This is a genomic window from Actinomycetota bacterium, from assembly GCA_036280995.1.
Taxonomy (GTDB): Bacteria; Actinomycetota; CALGFH01; order CALGFH01; family CALGFH01; genus CALGFH01.
The window spans coordinates 1-2976 of record DASUPQ010000818.1; the positions used below are offsets into that span (position 1 = coordinate 1).

The 2976-nt window shown below is 68.1% G+C and carries 3 protein-coding genes and 1 pseudogene; all 4 read left to right on the forward strand.

What is annotated here, in order from left to right:
• Nucleotides 1-762 (forward strand): PTS mannitol transporter subunit IIB (locus tag VF468_27265; protein ID HEX5881987.1); only part of this gene is annotated, 762 nt, incomplete at its 5' end.
• 40 nt (nucleotides 763-802) lie between these two features.
• Nucleotides 803-1240 carry a PTS sugar transporter subunit IIA gene (locus VF468_27270; protein HEX5881988.1) on the forward strand — a complete coding sequence of 146 codons (438 nt, stop codon included), beginning with the start codon at nucleotides 803-805 and terminating at the stop codon, nucleotides 1238-1240.
• Nucleotides 1237-1398 (forward strand): annotated as a pseudogene (locus VF468_27275) (mannitol-1-phosphate 5-dehydrogenase). Before VF468_27270 ends, VF468_27275 begins: the two are co-directional and overlap by 4 nt.
• Nucleotides 1399-1648: 250 nt before the next feature.
• The coding region (locus tag VF468_27280) for a PEP/pyruvate-binding domain-containing protein (GenBank protein HEX5881989.1) at nucleotides 1649-2976 on the forward strand (1328 nt) is incomplete at its 3' end.

The window sequence follows — 2976 nt, forward strand, 5'->3', positions numbered from 1 at the left end:
GGCACCGGAGTGGCCAAGAACACGGCACCCGCCGCCTTGATCATCCAGTTCTTCGGCGGCATCCACGAGGTCTACTTCCCGTTCGTGCTCCTGAAGCCCATCACCTTGCTGGCGACGATCGCCGGCGGCATGGTGGGCATCCTCACCCTGGTCATCTTCGGTGCCGGCCTCCGGGCCCCGGCGGCGCCTGGCTCCATCATCGCCGTGTACGCGCAGACACCCGGCAACAGCTTCGTCGGCGTCACCCTCTCGGTCCTCCTCGCCTTCGCGACGACGTTCCTCGTCGCCTCGGTGATCCTGCGGGCCAGCCGCAGGAGCGAGGAGGAGGGCGGGGCCGACCTGGCCGCCGCGACCAAGCAGATGGAGGGCCTGAAGGGCAAGGAGGCGACCAGCGGGGTTTCCAGCCTGCTGGCCAAGGCCGAGGAGGACGAGGCCAAGTCTCGGACCGAGCCCATCCGCAAGATCGTGTTCGCCTGCGACGCCGGCATGGGCTCCAGCGCGATGGGCGCCTCGGTGCTCCGCAACAAGCTGAAGAAGGCCGGGTTCGAGGACGTCTCGGTCGTCAACGTGGCCATCGCCAACCTGGACGACAGCTACGACCTGGTCGTGACCCACCAGGACCTGACGCTGCGGGCGATGGACAAGACCCCGAGCGCGCAGCACGTCTCGGTCCAGAACTTCATGGCCAGCCCCAAGTACGACGCCATCGTCGAAGAGGTGCAGCACACCAACGCGACCGAGGGCAGCGGCGCGCCGAGCTGAGCCGAGCCGTCCCCCGACCCGACAAAGGAGCTCGCTGCGCATGAGCGACGTTCTGACGCTGTCCCAGATCAGGATGCCGGGCACGGCCCGGACCAAGGACGACGCCATCCGGGAGGCCGGCGGGATCCTGGTCGACGTCGGCGCCGTCACCCCCGCCTACATCGACTCGATGTTCGACCGGGAGCGGTCGGTCTCCACCTACATGGGCAACTACCTGGCCATCCCCCACGGAACCAACGAGGCCAAGGAGTCGATCAAGCGGTCGGCGCTGTCGGTGATCCGCTATCCCGAGCCGATCGACTGGGACGGCAACGAGGTCCTGTTCGCCCTCGGGATCGCCGGCTACCAGGGCGGGCACATGGACATCCTGAGCAGGATCGCGATCGTCTTCTCCGACACCGACGAGGTCGACAAGCTGGTCGCCGCCCAGTCGGCACAGGAGATCTACGACCTCCTGAACGCCGTCAACGAAGAATGAGCGGCGTCGCCGTCCACTTCGGGGCCGGGAACATCGGCCGCGGGTTCGTCGGGCTGCTCCTGCACCGGGCCGGCTACCAGGTGGTGTTCGCCGACGTGGTCGACGAGCTCATCGACGCCCTCAACAGCACGCCCAGCTACCTGGTCAAGGAAGTCGGAGCCACTCGGACCAGCAGAGCCCATCAGGGCCGGCAGCATCCTTATGGTGCTCGGGCTGGACGTCCGTGGGAGCGAGGAGGTCGTTCTCTGCGCCGATGGCAACGGTGTCGAGCCGGCGCTGAACAAGCTGGCTGACCTGGTCGCGCGACCTCGACGCACTGGGCCATGACTGAGAAGCCGCAACGATCCTTTGCCAAGTAGGACGAACCTCGGCGGGTGATGGCGAGGGCAGGAGGCCGGAGGTAGCGCCATGGTCGACAAGTACGTGTACGACTTCCAAGAGGGCAACAAGGACATGAAGAACCTGCTCGGCGGGAAGGGGGCCAACCTCGCCGAGATGACCAACATGGGGCTGCCCGTCCCGCTCGGGTTCACGGTGACCTGTGAGGCCTGCAACGCCTACCGCGCCGCCGGCCGCCAGTTCCCCTCTGGGATGCTGGAGGAGGTCGCCGCCCACCTGGAGACGCTCGAGTCGGGGATGGGTCGCCGCCTCGGCGACCCGGGCGACCCGCTGCTCGTCTCGGTCCGCTCGGGCGCCCCCTTCTCCATGCCGGGGATGATGGACACGGTCCTCAACCTGGGCCTCAACGACCAGAGCGTCGAGGGCCTGACCAAGCAGACCGGCTCGGAGCGGTTCGCGTGGGACTCCTACCGGCGGCTGCTGCAGATGTACGGCAAGACGGTCATGGGCGTTGACGGCGACCGCTTCGAGGAGACGCTGGAGCACGCCAAGGAGGCCAAGGGCGTCCGCAACGACGTCGAGCTGGACGAGGGCGACCTGCGCCGGCTGGTCGAGGAGTTCAAGGGGATCATCGCCGACGAGACCGGCCGGGAGTTCCCCCAGGACCCCACCGAGCAGCTCAGGGGCGGCATCGAGGCCGTCTTCGGCTCCTGGGACAACAAGCGGGCGATCGACTACCGGCGCAAGAACAAGATCGACGACTCGCTCGGCACCGCCGTCAACATCCAGGCCATGGTGTTCGGCAACAAGGGCGACGACTCCGGCACCGGGGTCGCCTTCACCCGCAACCCGGCCAACGGCGAGCCTACCCCCTACGGCGACTACCTGGTCAACGCCCAGGGCGAGGACGTCGTGGCCGGGATCCGCAACACCATGAAGCTGGAGGAGATGGGCGGCGTCCAGCCGCGGGCCTGGGAGGAGCTGCAGGGGCACATGCAGACCCTGGAGCGCCACTACCGCGACATGTGCGACATCGAGTTCACCGTCGAGCAGGGCAAGCTGTGGCTGCTCCAGACCCGGATCGGCAAGCGCACCGCCTTCGCCGAGTGGATCATGGCCCACGACATGCGCGAGGAGGGCCTGATCGACGTCGATGTGGCCATTCTGCGCCTGGACGCCAACCGGCTCGAGGAGCTGTTCAAGAAGGTCATCGCCTCCGGCGGCGGCGCCGAGCCGATCGCCTCGGGCCTGAACGCCTCCCCGGGGGCGGCCGTCGGCAAGGCCGTGTTCAGCGCCGACGACGCCCAGGAGTGGGCCGAGCGGGGCGAGCCGGTGATCCTGGTCCGCCGCGAGACCACCCCCGACGACTACCACGGCATGATCCGGTCGGAGGGCAT